An 18,396-nucleotide genomic window follows, 5' to 3' on the forward strand; every position below is an offset into this window, starting at 1 on the left:
AACAAGTAAACTGATAATAACAATTGGAGGTGTTTACTGAATGGAAAAGGATAGCAAATTATGGAAAGAGGAAGAAGCAGAAGAAATAAAAGAACGAATCATTGCTGCTTTGGAACAAGTAATAGATCCAGAACTTGGAATTGACATTGTCAATTTAGGGTTAGTCTATCACGTTCATTTATATGAAACGGGCTTTTGTCTAATTGAGTTAACCTTAACGACAATGGGTTGCCCGCTTGTTGATGTGATTACAGACGATATTATTAATGCTTTAAAAACTGTCCCAGAAGTCACTTCTTCAGAAGTAAAACTAGTTTGGTACCCTGCCTGGGATACCACTAAAATGAGTAGATATGCTCGGATTTCTTTGGGAATTCGATAAAAAGTTCTGACATTTGTCAGAGCTTTTTTTGCTAAGAAAACTTATTGTATAACTGCTATTTTTAAATAAAAAATACGAGTAAAATCTTTGACCAATACTAACCATTTAGTTATAATTAAGTCATGAATGAACCAATAAATCGTAGTCAAGGAGGAATTAAAAATGGATAGTGAAAAAATGACTTCTACTATGCAAGAATCATTGGCAGAGGCGCAAAGTGTCGCCATGAATAGGCATCACCAAGAAATAGATATTGTCCATCTTTGGAAAATATTTATGACACCGGATAATTTTGCTCGTGGATTTTATCAAAGTGTTGGTCTTAACGTAGATAAATTTGAAGAAGCTATTGACCAAGAATTAAATCGGATGCCAACAGTAGAAGGCAGTTCAGTTAATTATGGTCAAAACCTTAGCCAAAATCTTTTTCGTTTGTTGTCTGAAGCGGATAAGTTACGTAAGGACTTTCAAGATGACTATTTAGCAACAGAGATTGTACTACTAGCATTAATGAAATTAAAAAATTATGTGTTAACCAAGTATTTGCTAACGAACGGCTTAACCGAAAAGCAATTAAAAAAAAGTATAGAAGAATTGCGAGGAGGCGATCGTGTGACTTCACAAAATCAAGAAGAAAGCTATCAAGCTCTTGAAAAATATGGAATAGATTTAGTTAAATCAGTGAAAAGTGGGCAACAAGATCCTGTAATTGGTCGAGATGAAGAAATTAGAAATGTTATTCGTATTCTATCAAGGAAAACAAAAAACAATCCCATTCTAATAGGTGAACCTGGAGTTGGTAAGACAGCAATCATTGAAGGTTTGGCTCAAAGAATCGTTCGTAAAGACGTTCCAGAAAATTTGAAAGATAAAACTATTTTTTCTTTGGATATGGGCGCATTAATTGCTGGTGCAAAATATCGTGGTGAGTTCGAAGAACGCTTGAAAGCCGTTTTAAAAGAAGTTAAAAAAAGTGAAGGAAAAATTATTCTTTTTATTGATGAAATTCACAATATAGTTGGTGCTGGTAAAACTGAGGGAAGCATGGATGCAGGAAATTTATTGAAACCCATGTTAGCTCGTGGTGAGTTGCATTGTATTGGCGCAACAACATTAAATGAATACCAATTGTATATGGAAAAAGATAAAGCGCTAGAACGTCGTTTCCAAAGAGTAAGGGTTGAAGAACCTAGTATAGAAGATACCATTAGTATCTTGCGAGGATTAAAAGAGCGTTTTGAAATTCACCACAGTGTAAATATTCATGATAACGCTCTAGTTGCAGCCGCAAATCTTTCCAGTCGGTACATTACAGACCGTTATTTGCCAGATAAAGCGATAGATTTGGTCGATGAGGCTTGTGCAACAATCAGAGTTGAAATGAACTCAATGCCAACAGAACTGGATCAAGTAACGCGCCGTTTGATGCAACTAGAAATAGAAGAAGCCGCACTAAAAAAAGAAAAAGATGAAGCAAGCAAACGTAGACTAGAAATATTACGCGAAGAATTAGCTGATTTACGTGAAGAAGCCAATTCTCTTAAAATGAAATGGGAAACAGAGAAAGAAGAAGTCTCTAAATTACGCGATAAACGATCAGAAATAGAACAAGCCCGACGTGAATTAGAAGATGCTGAGAGTAATTATAATTTAGAGCGGGCAGCTGTTTTACGTCATGGTCAAATCCCCGCTATGGAGAAAGAACTAAAAGAATTGGAAGCAAAGAATTTAAAAGAGCAAGAAGATAAACAAAGACTGGTTCAAGAATCTGTAACAGAAAATGAAATTGCAGTCGTCGTAGGGCGAATGACAGGTATCCCAGTGACAAGGTTGGTTAAAGGTGAAAGAGAAAAATTACTTCATCTAGCAGATACATTGCATGAACGAGTCATTGGACAAGATGAAGCAGTAGAAAGTGTAACAGATGCAGTAATCCGTGCCAGGGCCGGTTTGCAAGACCCTAATCGTCCAATTGGTTCTTTCTTATTTCTTGGCCCAACAGGAGTAGGGAAAACAGAATTGGCAAAAGCACTTGCTGAAAACTTATTTGATTCTCAAGAGCGAATGGTGCGTATTGATATGAGTGAGTATATGGAAAAACATTCTGTTTCACGTTTAGTAGGGGCTCCTCCAGGATATATTGGGTATGAAGAAGGAGGGCAATTAACAGAAGCGGTCAGACGCCATCCGTATAGCATTATATTGCTTGATGAAATTGAAAAAGCACATCCGGATGTGTTTAATGTTTTACTGCAAGTACTAGATGATGGTCGTTTAACAGATGGAAAAGGACGGTTAGTAGACTTTAAAAATACTGTTTTAATTATGACGAGTAATATAGGTTCTACTTTTCTATTAGAAGGAACAGATGAAAACGGTCAAATTGATGAAGCAGCCAAAGAACAAGTTTATTCTTTACTAAATGCACATTTTAAACCTGAATTTTTAAATCGTATTGATGATACTGTTTTGTTTGCACCATTAAGCATTGAAGTGGTGAAACAAATTGTGCTTAAATTGACCAATGATCTTGCTAAACGTTTAGTTGATCAAGAAATTGAACTATCTATTTCCCAAGAAGCCCAAACTTGGATTGCTGAGAACGCTTATGATCCAATGTATGGTGCAAGGCCATTAAAACGTTATTTAACGAGAAGCATAGAAACTCCGTTAGCAAAAGAGATTATCTCTGGAAAAATCATGCCTAAGTCTAAAGTAACGATTACCCTTGAAGATAATAAACTTGCGTTTGAAACATCTAAATTAATCGAATAAATCAACGGTTTTTAGATGATGGAAAACAGCTAATTATCTTTTTGTGTGATGAGACATCAAAATAGCTTAAACTGATTTAAACAACTGCAGAAAAAACGCACATCGCATGTTAGCATGCAATGTGCGTTTTTTCTTTAAAATCAATTATCTATTCTTTTTATTTGGTTTCACCAGCATGGATTGTTTTTGGAATAACTTGTCCGATTAGCAGAATAATGACTGCTGAAACAAGACCAATCAAAGTAGCTGTTACAAAATCATATGAGCCGCCGGTCAAAGAACTACCAATGTAATTAATTGCTTGACCAATACAAAACCCCCAAAATAACGTTACGATAAATTTCATGATACAACACCTCTCTTATACGAATTAATTTTATCACGTTTAAAAAAATTGTAAAGCAAACTATAAAAATACTCCTTTTAAAGTATTTGCGCATCATTACAAATTAGGGTTATAATATATAAGATGAAATGAGAATGGAGTGACTAAAATGTCTTTTGTACACTTGCAAGTTATCAGTGCTTATAGTTTGTTAAAAAGTACGTTATCAATTGAAAAACTTGTCGTCGCTGCAAAAGAACGAGGGTACAAAGCTATAGCTTTAACTGACCAAAATGTAATGTATGGGGTTGTCGATTTTTATAAAGCGTGTAAAAAATATGCTATCAAACCGATTATTGGTATGACCATAGATATTCAAGGGATTATAAATAAGCAACAAGACTATCCCCTAATTCTTTTAGCTCAGAATATGGCAGGCTACAATAATCTTATGAATTTATCCAGTAAAAAAATGTTAATGGAGCAGGGCGGGAATTTAACAATTGAAGATGTAAATGACTACAGTAACGGTTTAATTGCTATCACACCAGGAAGAGATAGTGAATTTGAGTCATTTTTATTTAGTGAGGAACAAGAGGCGGTAATTAAAATAAGCGAAACGCTTCAAACAATTTTTTCTGACGATCATTTTTTTGTAGGATTGCAACTACATGATCGATTTGAAGAAGTTCAGTCTGCTTTAGTCAAACTAAAAAAACAGTTGAGTATTAAAACAGTTGCATTAGGAGATGTTCGCTATTTAAATCCGTCTGATGATTTTAGTAATGAGGTTTTAAAAGCTATTGGTTCAGGTGATAAAGTCTCGTTATCTGATGTAACGACAACAAACGGGCCTTATTCATTACTTGAAGAAAATGATCAGGTTGGGAAATTTGAAGCTGCTAGTTTGCAAAAAGCTATTAAGCAGACGACTTTAATTGCTGAAATGATTGACGTTGAAATTGAATTGCAGCAACATCTATTGCCACGTTTTGATTTGCCAGAACAGACAAATACAAGCAGTTACTTAAAAAATCTGTGTTTTGAGGGATTAAACCAAAGGAAATCAGACCATACAAAAGAGTATCAAGAACGTTTAGATTACGAATTAGCCATTATTCATAAAATGGGATTCGAAGATTATTTTTTAATTGTTTGGGATTTAATGGCTTATGCTCATAAAGTAAAAATCGTTACCGGAGCAGGTAGGGGTTCAGCTGCAGGCTCATTAGTTGCCTATGTGTTGAACATAACAGACGTTGATCCGATTCAATACAATTTGTTGTTTGAACGGTTTTTAAACGAAGAACGTCACACTATGCCAGATATTGACTTAGATTTTCCAGATAACCGTAGAGAAGAAATGTTGGAATATGTAAAAAATAAATACGGACAAGAACATGTTGCGCAAATTGCAACTTTCGGTACATTGGCAGCAAAAATGGCCTTACGTGATGTTGCTCGTGTATTTGAGCTTAGTCAAGATGAAGCATCACAATGGTCCAATACAATCCCTAAAACTATTGGAATTACCCTAGAATTAGCTTTCCAGCAGTCAAAAGCATTACGAGAACTTGTTGGAAAAAATAAAAAACACACATTACTATTTGATACGGCCAAAAAAATAGAAGGACTACCAAGACACGTTTCTACTCATGCAGCGGGCGTTGTTATCAGCGACCAACCTTTAAACAAGTATCTGCCACTTCAAAAAGGCAGTGGCTCAATTAACTTAACCCAATACCCGATGGGGAATGTAGAAGAAATTGGCTTGTTGAAAATGGATTTCTTAGGCCTGAAAAACTTATCCATTATCGACAACACCTTAAAGCTAATTAAAAAACAAACACAAGCAGACGTTAATTTATTGGCTATTCCGATGGATGATCCTTTAACACTAGAGCTATTTGCTAAAGCCGATACGGTTGGTATTTTCCAGTTTGAATCTAATGGGATTAAAAATGTTTTACGCAAGCTAGGCCCAACTTCAATTGAAGATGTGGCAGCGGTGAATGCGTTATACCGTCCAGGACCAATGGAACAAATTGATTTGTTTATTAAACGAAAAAAAGGTGAAGCTCCAATCGTTTACCCACATGATAACCTAGAACCTATCTTAAGCGTCACTTATGGGGTAATGGTTTATCAAGAACAAGTCATGCAGGTGGCTTCTAAAATGGCCGGTTACACATTAGGACAAGCTGATATTTTAAGACGAGCAATGGCCAAAAAACAAAAATCTTTAATTGATATAGAACGGACTCATTTTATTAAGGGTGCAACAGAACTAGGTTATGAGGAAAAAATCGCTACACAAGTGTATAACTATATTGAACAGTTTGCCAACTACGGGTTTAATCGGTCCCACGCTGTAGCCTATTCGTTTATTGCTTATCAAATGGCTTATTTAAAAGCTCACTATCCCGAAGCGTTTTTTGTTGCATTACTTAATTCAGCATCAAATAATCCAACTAAATTAAAAGAATTCACACTGGAAATAAAGAAGCGGAAAATTAGTATCCAACCTCCAGATATCAATAAAAGCTTTTACGCCTTTTCATTAAAAAATCATCACATTCAATTCGGATTAGGTTCAGTAAAAAAATTAAGAAAAGAAATGATAATGGATATTATTCAAATCAGAAAAGAATCAGGTCCGTTTAAAGATTTGATTGACTTTTTAAGACGGATAGATCCTAAATGGTTAAAAGAAGAATACATTAAGCCGTTAATTTATGTTGGAGCTTTTGATAACCTTGCTCATTCAAGAGGAATATTAATTTCGTCATTAATGGGAATTTTATCGAGTCTGGAACTGAGTGGCAATAATGTTGGCTTATTTGATATTTTGAAACCAAAATATACCAAAACAAATGATTTAAGTCTTGAAGAAAAGTTAGAGTTAGAAGAATTTTATCTTGGTATTTATTTATCCGGTCATCCCACAGAACAGTACGAAAACATAGCCTTAATGAAACAGACAAAATTTATACAAGACGTACAAATCGGCCAACACGAAAAAATCATAGGACTTATAAAAAATATCAGACGAATTCGAACAAAAAAAGGAGAAATCATGGCTTTTGTAACATTAAATGATTCGTCTGGAGACTGTTCATTGACACTTTTCCCTATTAAGTATAGACAATATGGGAACCTGTTGGAAAAAGGTGAGTTACTTTATGTAGAAGGGAAAATTGAACAAAATCGTGAAGATCAGAAACAAATGATTGTTTCTTCATTAGAAGATATTAAGGTGCTAGCAGAAATAGAAAAAATAGGACGAATTTTTATTCGGATTCCAACTGAAAAAAACGATGGCAAATCTTTACAAGAATTAAAAAAAATTATAAAAAAACACCATGGATCAATTCCCGTTATTTTATTTTATGAAAAGACAAAAAAAAAATTCGCACTAAATGAATCTGAATGGGTAGATGGAACCGAGAAACTTAAAGTAGCTCTTGAAAAAATAATCGGAAAAGAAAATGTCGTTATTCAAAAAAAAGAACAAAATACAATTTTTTAAAGGTTTTTGTCATTTTATTAGGACAATTCAACCTAGAAATGGTAGAATAATTTTGTGAGCTTAATAATTGAATTAGTTTTTTATAAACTTTTCAAAAAACGCTGGTAAAAATTATAGAAATAAAGATTGAATGATTATTCAACTATTATTTCTATACTAAATACACTGATAAGGTAGGTTATTAACATGAAACGTATCGCTGTTTTAACAAGTGGAGGAGACGCTCCTGGAATGAATGCTGCTGTTCGTGCAGTTGTCCGCAAAGGTCTTTACGAAGGAATGGAAGTTTACGGGATAAACTATGGTTATGCTGGTTTAGTTGCTGGAGATATCCGTAAATTGACACGAAGAGATGTTGGAGATAAAATTTCACGTGGTGGAACATTCTTATATTCAGCTCGTTATCCAGAATTTGCAACAGAAGAAGGACAATTAAAAGGAATCGAACAATTAGAAAAATTCGGGATTGAAGGATTAGTTGTTATTGGTGGAGATGGTTCTTACCGTGGAGGATTAGCTTTAACAAGACATGGTTTTCCTGCAATCGGGTTGCCAGGAACAATCGATAATGATATCCCTGGTACTGATTTTTGTATTGGATTTGATACAGCAATTAATACGGTTTTAGATTCTGTCGATAAAATCAGAGATACTGCAACGAGTCATGTAAGAACTTTTATCATAGAAGTTATGGGACGTAATGCAGGAGATATTGCTCTTTGGACAGGTGTTGCAGGTGGAGCAGAACAAATTATTATTCCTGAAAAAGAATTTAACATGACAGATGTAGCTAATACTATTCAAAAAGGACGCGAACGCGGCAAGAAACATAGTATTATTATCCTTGCTGAGGGCGTAATGAGTGGGAATGATTTTGCTGATAAATTAGCAGAATTTGGAGATCACCATGCCCGTGTAACAGTTTTAGGCCACGTTCAGCGTGGTGGCTCACCAACAGCTAGAGACCGTGTGTTAGCAAGTGTCTTTGGCGCTAAAGCTGTTGACTTGTTAAAAGAAGGAAAAGGAGGCCTAGCCGTAGGATTGGTTGGAAATAAAATAGCTGAAAATAAATTTGAAGATATTTTAACTAATGAAAAGCATACGCCTGACCTATCTTTGTACCAATTAAATAAAGAAATTTCATATTAACCAAATAGATTTTTTACAAAAAAATGATTATTGGGAGAGAATATAAAAATGAAAAAACAAAAATAGTATGTACAATTGGACCAGTTAGTGAATCAGTAGAATTTTTAGTACAAATGATTGAAGCTGGAATGAACGTTGCTCGTTTAAACTTTTCACATGGAGATTTTGAAGAACATGGAGCGCGTATCAAAAACATTCGTGAAGCATCAAAAATTACGGGTAAAATGGTTGCTATCTTACTAGATACAAAAGGTCCAGAAATGCGTACACACAACATGAAAGATGGACTTATCGAATTTTCTACAGGAGATGTCGTTCGTATATCTATGGATGAAGTTGAAGGAACAAAAGAAAAATTCTCTATAACTTATCCAGAGTTAATCAATGATGTGCATGTAGGTACACAGGTATTATTGGATGATGGTTTAATCGATTTAGAAGTAACAGATATCGATTTTGAAAACAGAGAACTTGTAATGTTAGTTAAAAATGCTGGCGTATTGAAAAATAAAAAAGGTGTTAACGTTCCAGGAGTATCTGTCAATTTACCAGGTATTACTGATAAAGATGCAGCTGATATCCGTTTTGGTTTAAAAAACGATATCGATTTTATTGCAGCTAGTTTTGTTCGACGCCCAAGTGATATTTTAGAAATCGTTGAAATTTTAGAAGAACAAAAAATGGAACACGTTCAAATCATTGCTAAAATAGAAAATCAAGAAGGTGTTGATAGAATCGACGAAATCTTGAAAGTTACTGATGGCGTAATGGTTGCTCGTGGTGATTTAGGCGTGGAAATTCCAACTGAAGAAGTTCCTATTGTTCAAAAATCTTTGATCAAAAAATGTAATGCATTAGGAAAAGCAGTTATAACAGCTACTCAAATGTTAGATTCAATGCAAGATAATCCTCGTCCTACACGTGCAGAAGCTAACGACGTTGCTAATGCTATTTTCGATGGTACTGATGCAGTAATGTTATCAGGAGAAACAGCAGCAGGTAAATACCCTATTGAAGCTGTTCAGACAATGGCTCGCATTGCCGTTCGTACTGAAGAAGCTTTAGTCAATCAAGATGCATTTGCTTTGAAAGCTTACAGTGAGACAGACATGACAGAAGCAATTGGACAAGCTGTTGGTCATACTGCTCGTAACTTAGGAATTCGAACCATTGTCGCTGCAACAGAATCTGGTCATACAGCACGTATGATTTCTAAATATCGTCCAAAAGCTAACATTGTAGCAGTAACATTCTCAGAACGTGTTATGCGTGGTTTAGCACTTTCATGGGGAGTTCATCCAACTATATCTTCTAAGCCTTCATCTACTGATGATATGTTCAGCTTAGCATCAACTATCGTTCGTGAAAATGGCTTTGCTACAGAAGGAGATTTAATTATTATTACTGCAGGTGTTCCTGTTGGTGAACGTGGAACGACAAACTTAATGAAGATTCAATTAATAGGATCAAAATTAGTAAGTGGTCACGGAATCGGCTCAGAATCTGTTATTGGAAAAGCTGTTGTTGTTTCAAGTGCTGAAGAAGCAAATGTAAAAGCAATAGAAGGTGGTATCTTAGTTGTTAAGACAACAGATAAAGACTACTTGCCTGCTATCCAAAAATCTGCTGCAATTGTAGTAGAAAATGGCGGATTGACAAGTCATGCAGCTGTTATTGGGATTGCAATGGGAATTCCGGTAATTGTTGGAGCAGAAGATGCAACAACGTTAATTAACACAGATGAATTGATTACAGTTGATTCACGTCGCGGTATTGTGTATCATGGAGCAACAACTGCAATCTAAATGACTCATCATCTCAAAAAAATGTGATAGTTGAGACTTTTGAAAAGATGACTAATCATCTTTTCAAAAGTCTCTTTGCATTATAATGCTAGATGACATAATGTAATTATGGTAAACTTGTTGAGGAAGTTACATTCTGTTCACTTGATCAGTTTAAAAGCTAATTTTAAAAACAGTACGATAATTAATGGAGGAAAAAATATGAACCAATCATTAGGAAATGTAATAACAGGATTAGTTACAGATATGAATGAAAAAGCTTATTTTATTCAAAAAGACGGAGTAACATATAAATTATTAAAAAACGAAACAACACAGTACGAATTAGGAGATACGGTAGAAGGATTTGCGTATGTATCTTTAAATAAAGAGACAATATTAACACAAGATATTCCGACAGTTCGTATTGGAAAATTTGCATGGGCTACTGTTGTAGATACACGCAAAGACTTAGGCGTGTTTATGGATGTTGGCTTGCCAGATAAAGAACTGGTTGTTTCATTGGATGAGTTGCCCGTATTGAAACATCTTTGGCCCAAAAAAGGCGATCAACTAATGATCACTGTAAAAGTTGATGAAAAAGATCGTATGTGGGGAACTCTAGTACCTGAAACAGTTTTTGAATCGCTCGCTCAAAAAGCTAGTGCTGATTTAAATAATCAAAACATTACAGCTACAGCTTATCGACTGAAAATGGTTGGTACATTTGTGTTTACTTCGGACAACCATTTAGGTTTTATTCACCCATCTGAAAGAAAAGACGAGCCTCGTATGGGAGAAGTCGTATCAGGTCGAGTTATTGGAGTTAGACCAGATGGTGTTTTAAATATTTCATTGATGCCTCGTGCACACGAAGCGATAGATGATGATGCTGGAATGTTATTAGCAATCTTAGAACGCACCGCAAATGGTAGTTTCCCTTATACGGATAAAAGTGATGCGAATGAAATTAGAGAACGCTTTGGGATAAGTAAATCTCAATTTAAGCGTGCTCTAGGCAACTTAATGAAACAAAGAATGATCATCCAAGAAGATGGAGAAACAAAACTAGTTCAACAAGCTGTTGAACCAACTATCGAACCAATTGTCGAAGCAGCTAATAATGATGAGAATATAAAAGAATAGACATAAAAATTGTTAAATTAGATGAGGGATTGCTAATGCAGACGACAGAGTCCATGTTAATAACGATAAAAGAAAAATTGCATAGTGCTGGGTATAAACTTACTCCGCAAAGAGAAGCGACGATAAAAATTTTGCTTGAAAAAGAAACAGAACATATGAGTGCGGAAGAAATCTATTTAGCAGTTAAAAAAAAAAATTCAGATATTGGCTTAGCTACGGTGTATCGTACATTAGAAATTTTATCTGAAATGGAAGTTGTCAATAAAATTAGTTTTGATGACGGGTTAGTTCGATATGATTTAAAACAAGAAGGTGACAGACATTTTCACCACCATCTCTTATGTTTGAAATGTGGTGGAATTGAAGAAATATTCGAAGATTTATTAGAAACTGTTGAACAAGATGTTGAAAAGCGTTTTAATTTTCAAATTAAAGATCATCGTTTAACGTTTCATGGAATTTGTAAAAAATGTCAATGAAGCTATCTTAAAAATAAAAAAGAGCAGATCACGTAGTGTGTTTCTTGCTCTTTTTTTCAACGTTAATTTAATAAGGAGAGAGAGTAATGGAAGAAGATTTAGCTGAATATATTCGTTTTTTAACAATTGAACGTGGACTTTCCAAGAATACGATTGAAAGTTATTTACGTGATTTAAAAACCTATTTGGTCTTTTTGGATAATAATCAACTCGTAGCATGGGATGATATTGATCGTTATGCTATTTTATCTTTTTTACAGCAATTAAAAGAAGAAAAAAAATCTGCTGGTTCTATCATAAGAATGGTTTCAAGTTTAAGGCAGTTCCATCAATTTTTAAGACAAGAAAAATTAGCAACGGTTGATCCGATGGCCCATATCGATACTCCTAAAAAAGCACAAACCTTACCGAAAGTACTGTCTACTAAAGAAGTAGAGATTTTAATTGAAACCCCTAATACTAGTGAAACATTAGGTATCAGAGACCGCGCAATCCTTGAAGTAATGTATGCAACTGGCCTGCGAGTTTCTGAATTAACAGAGTTAAAATTAGATGATTTACATCTTTCTCTAGGTTTAATTCAAACGATTGGTAAAGGAGATAAAGAGCGTATTCTACCGTTGGGCGATTTAGCTATCAAATGGATTGAACTGTATTTAAACCATAGCCGAAATAGACTAGAACGACCAAATCAACGTTCTATGTATGTCTTTTTAAACCATCATGGTCATAAATTAACTAGACAAGGGATATGGAAAAATTTAAAAATACTTGTCCAAAAAGCAGGAATAGAAAAAGATGTGACTCCCCATACTCTACGACATTCCTTTGCTACTCATTTATTAGAAAATGGGGCGGACTTAAGGACGGTTCAAGAATTGTTGGGACACTCAGATATATCAACCACACAAATTTATACACATATTACTACACATCGCATGTCTTCTGTTTATAAAATGTATCACCCGCGAGCGTAACCGTAAAAGTTTAGCTTTTCTCTCGCAATGTAGTGTGTTATTGATTATAATGATACGTGTAGAGGATAATAAAAAGGAGGATAAAAGAGTATGTCTTATAAAAGAGTACATTTGATTGTAATGGATTCAGTTGGAATTGGTGAAGCACCAGACGCTAAACAATTTAATGATGTAGGCAGCGATACATTAGGTCATATCGCTCAGGCAGTAGAGTTAAAGATACCCCATTTAGAAGAATTAGGATTAGGCAATATTCGCCCATTAAAAGGTATCAGAAATGTGCCAGATAATGTTGGCTACTATACCAAATTACAAGAAGTATCTGTTGGAAAAGATACGATGACAGGACATTGGGAAATAATGGGTTTGAATATTCAAACTCCTTTTAGAGTTTTTCCTGAAGGATTTCCAGATGAATTACTTAAGAAAATTGAAGATTTTTCAGGCCGTAAGATAGTTGCAAATAAACCTGCTAGTGGAACTGAAATTATTGAAGAGTATGGTGAGCATCAAATGAAAACTGGTGATTTAATCGTTTATACGTCAGCTGATCCTGTATTACAAATTGCTGCGCATGAAGACATTATTCCGCTAGATGAATTATATAAAATTTGTCAATATGTAAGAGACATTACAAAAGATGATCCGTATATGATTGGCCGTATTATTGCTCGCCCGTTCGTTGGATCTCCAGGAAGTTTTACTAGAACAAGTGGCCGCCACGACTATGCTTTAAACCCTTTTGGAGAAACAGTTCTGAATCATTTAAGCAACTCCGGAAAAGATGTTATAGCGATAGGGAAAATCAATGATATTTACAATGGCGAAGGAATTACAGAATCTGTACGTACAACTAGCAATATGGATGGAGTCGATCAATTATTAAAAGTGATGACTCAAGATTTTGTAGGGTTAAGCTTTTTAAATCTAGTTGATTTTGATGCCTTATTTGGACATCGTCGGGATGTAGTTGGTTATGGAAAAGCTATCGAGGAATTCGATAATCGCTTAGAAGAAATCGTAGGACAATTGAGAGAAGACGACTTGCTTTTAATTACTGCTGATCATGGAAACGATCCGACTGCTCTTGGGACAGATCATACACGTGAATACGTACCATTGCTAGCTTATTCACCCGCTATGAAAAAATTTGGAGAGTTACCTCAAGGTCATTTTGCAGATATAGGAGCAACGATTGCTGAAAATTTCAGTGTCAAAAACACCGGCTTTGGCGAAAGTTTTTTGAATCATTTAATTTAATAAAAAATTAGGGTAATAAAAAATAAAAGTGAAACAAAAAGGAGAACATTCATGACTTCAACCTTACAAGAAAAAATTGAAAGTGCAGCTGAATACATTAATGAAAAAGGGGTTAAACAACTTGAAATTGGTTTAATTCTTGGCTCAGGATTAGGAGAACTTGCGGATGAAATTGAAAATCCAGTGACGATATCTTATAATGAAATCCCTCATTTCCCTGTATCGACAGTAGTAGGGCATGCTGGCCAATTAGTCTATGGGAAACTTGGTGGAAAATTAGTATTAGCTATGCAAGGACGTTTTCATTATTATGAAGGCTATAGTTTAGAAGAAGTGACATTTCCTGTTAGAGTCATGAAAGAGTTAGGCGTGCATTCTTTAATTGTTACTAATGCTGCTGGTGGAGTAAATAAAACCTTCACACAAGGAGAATTAATGATGATCACCGATCAAATTAACTATACTGGAGCAAACCCATTGATGGGACCGAATGATGAAGCATTAGGCGTACGTTTTACGGACATGAGCGAGCCTTATAATAAAGATTACCAAAAAGTCGTTAAACAGGTTGCTTCAGATATGAATTTAGACTTAAAAGAAGGCGTTTATATGGGATTCTCCGGTCCAACGTATGAAACCCCTGCTGAAATTAAAATGGCTCGACTACTAGGAGCAGATGCAGTTGGAATGTCTACCGTTCCTGAAATAATAGTTGCTAAACATGCATCACTAAAAACAATTGGAATTTCTTGTATCACTAATCTGGCAGCAGGTATGCAAGAGTCACTTAATCATGAAGAAGTTGTAGAAACAACGCAACGAGTTAAAAAAACATTCAAATTATTTATAAAAAATATTTTAGCAGCTATTTAGTACGAAATCATTATTTCAAAAAAAGTTACCCTTTTATTAAGTAAGAAGTTAAAAAACGTTTGCCATACTTGAAGTTGTATTCAAGGCAGTTAAGGAAATTTTAGAAAATACTGTAGCTGACCGGTCTGCTGGAGCAGCAATGTTAGAAGATGACGATAGAAAAATATAGCAGCTGTAAAAAGCGAAAATATCTATGAGTCTAGTCCTGGAACAAGTTGCTTATGTGCTGGACCGGTTGCTAACTCTGAAATTATTGAGGATGTTCTTAATCAATTAGCGAACGAATTGAATAGACTGTAAAATAAAAAGGCAATCTTATTTTTATGATTGCCTTTTTAGTATCATTGTAGATAAAAATGTTTAAACAAAAGTAAGATGAGTATTTTTTTGTTTTTACCAACACTAACAAGTTTGATGATTTTGAAATGAAGATAGATTTAAGGAATGCATTACTTATAAAACTTTTCTGCAGGCTATCTAGTTTGCTAATGCTATCTTTTGCTTCGTTGAGAAAATACATTTTTTATGTTAAGGTAAATAAAGCAAAAAATCGGATAAAGTTGAAATGAGGGCTTTTAATGGACGAACGTTTACTGACAGGTACAATGAAAATAAATGAAACCAATCATCTTGAAATTGGTGGCATAGACACTGTCGATTTAGTGAAGAAATATGGCACCCCATTATACGTTTATGATATAAAAGCCGTTAAACAAAAAGCTCAAACTTTTAAAACAGCTTTTTCTAAAAGAAAGATAAAAGCTCAAGTTGCCTATGCGAGTAAAGCTTTTTCTTGTCTAGCTATATACCAGGTAATGGCAAAAGAAGGAATGTCTCTGGATGTTGTTTCGGGAGGAGAACTTTACACGGCAATTAAGGCTGAGTATCCTAGTGGGAAAATTCATTTTCATGGCAATAATAAATCAGACGATGAAATTATCGCTGGATTAGACTATCAAATAGGCTGCTTTGTTGTAGATAATTTTCATGAATTAGATAGATTGAATCAATTTACTACAGAACGCAAACAAAAAATGACTATTTTGATTCGAGTTACACCAGGCGTTGAGGCTCATACTCATGATTATATTTCTACTGGACAAAGTGACTCTAAATTTGGTTTTGATCTTGAAAATGGGCAAGCTAAACAAGCTGCAATTTTGGCAAGCCAAATGCCATTTATCGATGTAATAGGCTTGCATAGTCATATTGGTTCACAAATTTTTGAGCTAGAAGGGTTTAATTTAGCCATTAATAAAATTTTAGATTATTCCAAAAAATGGAAAGACCAATTTGGTTTTAATTTAAAAGTCTTGAATGTTGGTGGAGGATTTGGGATTCAATACACTATTGAAGATAAGCCCATGCTGATTGAAGAGTACATTGACTCTATTATTTCTGAGGTTGAAAGTGTAACAGACACTTTAGGGTTGGAAATGCCTGAAATATGGGTAGAGCCTGGCCGAAGTTTAGTAGGAGATGCAGGGATTACTCTTTATGAAACAGGTTCTCAAAAATCAATTCCTGAAGTTCGTAATTATCTTGCTATTGACGGAGGAATGTCAGACAACATAAGACCTGCATTATATGGGGCAAAGTACACGGGAGTTTTTGCCAATCGTGTAAATGATAAGCCAGATGGACTTTATTCGATAGCTGGAAAGTGTTGCGAATCAGGGGATATGCTAATTTGGGACTTACCACTACCTGGCCCGCAAAAAAAAGACATTTTAGCTGTGTTTAGTACAGGAGCGTATGGATACGCAATGGCAAATAATTACAATCGTATTCCTCGCCCTCCGGTTATATTTGTTGAAAATGGTATTGCTTTTTTGGCTATTCAAAGAGAAAGTTATAGTGATTTAATGAAACTAGAACACTCATTGATATAAAATAGTCAAGTAAATGGATTGCCAAATGGATAGAATCTCTAGGAGGATAAACATAACATGTTACTCGATTATAAAAACACTTATGAAAAAATTACGATGGGCTTACTTTCATTTATACCTGATTTTAAAGAAGTCACTCGTTTGAAGTTCGAACTGGAATGGTATGAAAAGGAAGAAAACCGCAAACTTTTTTTATGGCGAGGAGAAGAAACACAAGACATCATAGCTGTGATAGGGGTAGAAATAGAAGGTGAATTAGTTTTATTGCGACATATTTCTATTAACCCTTCTTTTCGTAATGAAGGAATCAGTTATAAAATATTAGAAGCACTAGATAGTCAATTTCTTGATAAGCAGGTCATTGGAACATTAGAAACAGCCCAGTTAATTGTTAAGTGGGAGCAAGAAAAAAATAAAAAACTACATTTAATTTCCACCGATAACAATGAGAAAGAAGATTAGCAATGTCTGAAATGAATATAAAAGTAGCTGCTTTTGAAGGTCCATTAGATTTGTTGCTCCATTTGATCCAACGAATGGAATTAGATATTTATGATATTCCAATCGCAGAAGTTACTTCTCAATATCTTAATTATATCAAAACAATGAAAGTTCTAAAATTAGATGTTGCGGGTGATTACTTAATCATGGCGGCGACTTTAATGGCAATAAAAAGTAAATTACTCTTGCCTAAACAGGAATTAGTTTATGATGATGAAACAGTAGATTATTTTGAAGAAGGCCATGATCCTCGAGAAGCCTTAGTAGAACAGTTGTTGGAATACCAAAAATATAAAGAAGCGGCTGTCATATTAAAAGAAAAAGAAGAAGAACGAAATCAATATTACACTAAGGAACCGCAAAATCTTGAGTATTTACAAAAAAATATTCCTTTAGATCCGTTGGAGCTTACTACCGAAGATTTAGTAGTAGCCTTTAACAAATTATTATCAAAACGGTTAAAGAAAGTACCTCTTCAAACTAGAGTAATGGCAGAAGAGACAACAATTACTGAAAAAATGACATCTATTTTAAATCAATTATCTCTTAAATCCCAAAAAGAAGGGTTACTGTTTTCTAGTCTGTTTATTGAACCAACAAAAAAAGAAATGGTTGCAACCCTTATGGCAATGCTCGAATTGATAAAAGAAAAATCCATTATTTTTAAACAATCTAAAAAATATGGAGAAATTTTTATATTTTTAGTAAAAAGTAATGATGAGAGGTGCTAATGGATGAATGAAACAGCAGCCATTGAGACGCTACTTTTTGTAGCAGGAGATGAGGGCTTAGCTTTAAATGAGATTGCTGCCCTTTTGATTTGTTCAACGCAGCATGCTTATCAATTATTAATGGCGCTACAAAAAACATATGATACTTGTGAGACTCGTGGCTTAACGTTATTAGAAGTTGGTGAACACTATCAACTGGCAACAAAAAAAGAATATGCCGAAGTAATAAGGTCATATGCTATTTCACCTCTCTCGACTAACTTATCACAAGCGGCATTAGAAACATTAGCGATTATTGCCTATAAACAGCCATTGACGAGAATGGAAATTGATGAGATACGCGGCGTTCAAACAAGTGGTGCGTTACAAAAATTAATGATCAGAGGACTTATCGAAGAAAAAGGTCGTATAGAAGGTCCTGGTCGTGCTATATTGTATGGAACATCTCATTATTTTTTAGGATATTTCGGATTGAAAAAGTTGTCTGAATTACCTGAATTACCCGAAATGTCCGATGTTGAACAAAATTATTCAGAGAAAGAATCAGATTTGTTCTTCGATCGATTTAATGAACATTTTTCATGAAAGATTTA

General features: G+C 34.6%; 15 protein-coding genes. 14 read left to right on the plus strand and 1 reads right to left on the minus strand.

Annotation, left to right across the window (positions count from 1 at the left end; all coding sequences use genetic code 11):
- Positions 1 to 40: 40 nt before the first annotated feature.
- On the plus strand, positions 41 to 382 hold the full coding sequence (locus tag BR44_RS01425) for a metal-sulfur cluster assembly factor (RefSeq protein WP_034549958.1): 342 nt from the start codon (positions 41 to 43) through the stop codon (positions 380 to 382).
- A gap of 162 nt (positions 383 to 544) precedes the next feature.
- Entirely contained in the window at positions 545 to 3,157 is a 2,613-nt protein-coding gene (gene clpB / locus BR44_RS01430; protein WP_034549960.1) for an ATP-dependent chaperone ClpB, read from the plus strand.
- A gap of 157 nt (positions 3,158 to 3,314) precedes the next feature.
- Here the strand turns inward: clpB and BR44_RS01435 are convergent, their stop codons facing one another.
- Positions 3,315 to 3,503 (minus strand): YjzD family protein, encoded by a 189-nt coding sequence (locus BR44_RS01435; RefSeq protein WP_034549962.1) that lies wholly within the window; start codon positions 3,501 to 3,503, stop codon positions 3,315 to 3,317.
- A gap of 148 nt (positions 3,504 to 3,651) precedes the next feature.
- Here BR44_RS01435 and dnaE point away from each other — a divergent pair, with 148 nt between their 5' ends.
- From dnaE to scpB, 12 genes are all read left to right on the plus strand, one after another.
- Complete coding sequence (dnaE, locus tag BR44_RS01440; protein ID WP_034549963.1) at positions 3,652 to 7,011, plus strand: DNA polymerase III subunit alpha; 3,360 nt, start codon at positions 3,652 to 3,654, stop codon at positions 7,009 to 7,011.
- Between the two features lie 186 nt (positions 7,012 to 7,197).
- Positions 7,198 to 8,160 carry a 6-phosphofructokinase gene (gene pfkA / locus BR44_RS01445; protein ID WP_034549965.1) on the plus strand — a complete coding sequence of 321 codons (963 nt, stop codon included), beginning with the start codon at positions 7,198 to 7,200 and terminating at the stop codon, positions 8,158 to 8,160.
- A gap of 23 nt (positions 8,161 to 8,183) precedes the next feature.
- Positions 8,184 to 9,965: a pyruvate kinase gene (gene pyk / locus BR44_RS01450; protein ID WP_034549968.1), complete on the plus strand. Its 1,782-nt coding sequence runs from the start codon at positions 8,184 to 8,186 to the stop codon at positions 9,963 to 9,965.
- 201 nt (positions 9,966 to 10,166) lie between these two features.
- Positions 10,167 to 11,090 (plus strand): CvfB family protein, encoded by a 924-nt coding sequence (locus BR44_RS01455; RefSeq protein WP_051912455.1) that lies wholly within the window; start codon positions 10,167 to 10,169, stop codon positions 11,088 to 11,090.
- 35 nt (positions 11,091 to 11,125) lie between these two features.
- Positions 11,126 to 11,569 carry a ferric iron uptake transcriptional regulator gene (gene fur / locus BR44_RS01460; protein WP_034549970.1) on the plus strand — a complete coding sequence of 148 codons (444 nt, stop codon included), beginning with the start codon at positions 11,126 to 11,128 and terminating at the stop codon, positions 11,567 to 11,569.
- An 86-nt stretch (positions 11,570 to 11,655) separates the two neighbouring features.
- On the plus strand, positions 11,656 to 12,546 hold the full coding sequence (xerD, locus tag BR44_RS01465) for a site-specific tyrosine recombinase XerD (protein ID WP_034549971.1): 891 nt from the start codon (positions 11,656 to 11,658) through the stop codon (positions 12,544 to 12,546).
- A gap of 90 nt (positions 12,547 to 12,636) precedes the next feature.
- Positions 12,637 to 13,806 carry a phosphopentomutase gene (deoB, locus tag BR44_RS01470; protein WP_034549972.1) on the plus strand — a complete coding sequence of 390 codons (1,170 nt, stop codon included), beginning with the start codon at positions 12,637 to 12,639 and terminating at the stop codon, positions 13,804 to 13,806.
- A gap of 51 nt (positions 13,807 to 13,857) precedes the next feature.
- Entirely contained in the window at positions 13,858 to 14,679 is an 822-nt protein-coding gene (locus BR44_RS01475) for a purine-nucleoside phosphorylase (protein WP_034549973.1), read from the plus strand.
- Positions 14,680 to 15,257: 578 nt separating this feature from the next.
- Entirely contained in the window at positions 15,258 to 16,571 is a 1,314-nt protein-coding gene (gene lysA, locus BR44_RS01480; protein WP_034549975.1) for a diaminopimelate decarboxylase, read from the plus strand.
- A gap of 57 nt (positions 16,572 to 16,628) precedes the next feature.
- Positions 16,629 to 17,033 carry a GNAT family N-acetyltransferase gene (locus BR44_RS01485; RefSeq protein ID WP_034549976.1) on the plus strand — a complete coding sequence of 135 codons (405 nt, stop codon included), beginning with the start codon at positions 16,629 to 16,631 and terminating at the stop codon, positions 17,031 to 17,033.
- A gap of 2 nt (positions 17,034 to 17,035) precedes the next feature.
- Complete coding sequence (locus tag BR44_RS01490; protein WP_034549978.1) at positions 17,036 to 17,803, plus strand: segregation/condensation protein A; 768 nt, start codon at positions 17,036 to 17,038, stop codon at positions 17,801 to 17,803.
- Positions 17,804 to 17,806: 3 nt separating this feature from the next.
- Positions 17,807 to 18,388, plus strand: a complete 582-nt coding sequence (gene scpB / locus BR44_RS01495; RefSeq protein WP_034549979.1) for an SMC-Scp complex subunit ScpB — start codon at positions 17,807 to 17,809, stop codon at positions 18,386 to 18,388.
- Positions 18,389 to 18,396: the final 8 nt, after the last annotated feature.

Origin of the sequence: Carnobacterium funditum DSM 5970 (assembly GCF_000744185.1) — a bacterium.
Lineage (GTDB): Bacteria > Bacillota > Bacilli > Lactobacillales > Carnobacteriaceae > Carnobacterium_A > Carnobacterium_A funditum.

Bases quoted from the DNA above. Each gene is read 5' to 3' on its own strand.
- BR44_RS01425 (WP_034549958.1), top strand. From the start codon at position 41: ATGGAAAAGGATAGCAAATTATGGAAAGAGGAAGAAGCAGAAGAAATA.
- clpB (WP_034549960.1), top strand. From the start codon at position 545: ATGGATAGTGAAAAAATGACTTCTACTATGCAAGAATCATTGGCAGAG.
- BR44_RS01435 (WP_034549962.1), bottom strand. From the start codon at position 3,503: ATGAAATTTATCGTAACGTTATTTTGGGGGTTTTGTATTGGTCAAGCA.
- dnaE (WP_034549963.1), top strand. From the start codon at position 3,652: ATGTCTTTTGTACACTTGCAAGTTATCAGTGCTTATAGTTTGTTAAAA.
- pfkA (WP_034549965.1), top strand. From the start codon at position 7,198: ATGAAACGTATCGCTGTTTTAACAAGTGGAGGAGACGCTCCTGGAATG.
- pyk (WP_034549968.1), top strand. From the start codon at position 8,184: ATGATTATTGGGAGAGAATATAAAAATGAAAAAACAAAAATAGTATGT.
- BR44_RS01455 (WP_051912455.1), top strand. From the start codon at position 10,167: ATGAACCAATCATTAGGAAATGTAATAACAGGATTAGTTACAGATATG.
- fur (WP_034549970.1), top strand. From the start codon at position 11,126: ATGCAGACGACAGAGTCCATGTTAATAACGATAAAAGAAAAATTGCAT.
- xerD (WP_034549971.1), top strand. From the start codon at position 11,656: ATGGAAGAAGATTTAGCTGAATATATTCGTTTTTTAACAATTGAACGT.
- deoB (WP_034549972.1), top strand. From the start codon at position 12,637: ATGTCTTATAAAAGAGTACATTTGATTGTAATGGATTCAGTTGGAATT.
- BR44_RS01475 (WP_034549973.1), top strand. From the start codon at position 13,858: ATGACTTCAACCTTACAAGAAAAAATTGAAAGTGCAGCTGAATACATT.
- lysA (WP_034549975.1), top strand. From the start codon at position 15,258: ATGGACGAACGTTTACTGACAGGTACAATGAAAATAAATGAAACCAAT.
- BR44_RS01485 (WP_034549976.1), top strand. From the start codon at position 16,629: ATGTTACTCGATTATAAAAACACTTATGAAAAAATTACGATGGGCTTA.
- BR44_RS01490 (WP_034549978.1), top strand. From the start codon at position 17,036: ATGTCTGAAATGAATATAAAAGTAGCTGCTTTTGAAGGTCCATTAGAT.
- scpB (WP_034549979.1), top strand. From the start codon at position 17,807: ATGAATGAAACAGCAGCCATTGAGACGCTACTTTTTGTAGCAGGAGAT.